This window comes from Leptospira kemamanensis (assembly GCF_004769665.1).
GTDB lineage: Bacteria > Spirochaetota > Leptospiria > Leptospirales > Leptospiraceae > Leptospira_A > Leptospira_A kemamanensis.
In genome coordinates, this window is record NZ_RQGG01000042.1 from 1 (window position 1) to 561 (window position 561).

General features: G+C 48.3%; 1 pseudogene. It reads right to left on the reverse strand.

Going from position 1 to position 561, the window contains the following annotated elements:
- Window positions 1-66: 66 nt before the first annotated feature.
- Window positions 67-561 (reverse strand): annotated as a pseudogene (locus EHQ59_RS14325) (aminotransferase class III-fold pyridoxal phosphate-dependent enzyme); the annotation flags it as partial.

The following is a 561-nucleotide window of genomic DNA, read 5'->3' on the forward strand; positions in this document are numbered from 1 at the left end:
ACCCCCCCCCCCCCCCACCCCCACCCCCCCCCCCCCCCCCCACCCCCCCCCCCTCTGACCACACCCATTCTCCGGCCCCCGACTGCGCCACACCTCCATTTTAATTACACCGATATCTTGCGTATTTACAAGCGACTCTAATTCTTCAAATCGATTGTACTGAAATGGAAAAACGGTACCTCTCAAATTTTTAGGAACTCCGTTTGGATTTAAACCAGGCAATAAGTGTCCGGAAAGGCTATCATCTTCCGCTAAATTGGCTGACAAATACCAATCGTGCCAACCGTGATATCCACAAATTGCTACTTTATCTTTTTTCGAAGCAGCCCTAGCAATACGAATCGAAATGGCATTCGCCTCTCCGCCGGTTCGTGCAAATCTTACCATATCTGCCCAAGGGTGTAACTCAATGAGCCTTTCTGCGAGATAGACTTCTTCGGGACAATTGAAAGTGGACATATTTCCATTGGATACGGTTTTTATGACGGCTTCATCAACCTCCGGGTGTCCGTAACCTAGTGTATTAGTTCCAATACCCATTATGAACATATCCGTGTATTC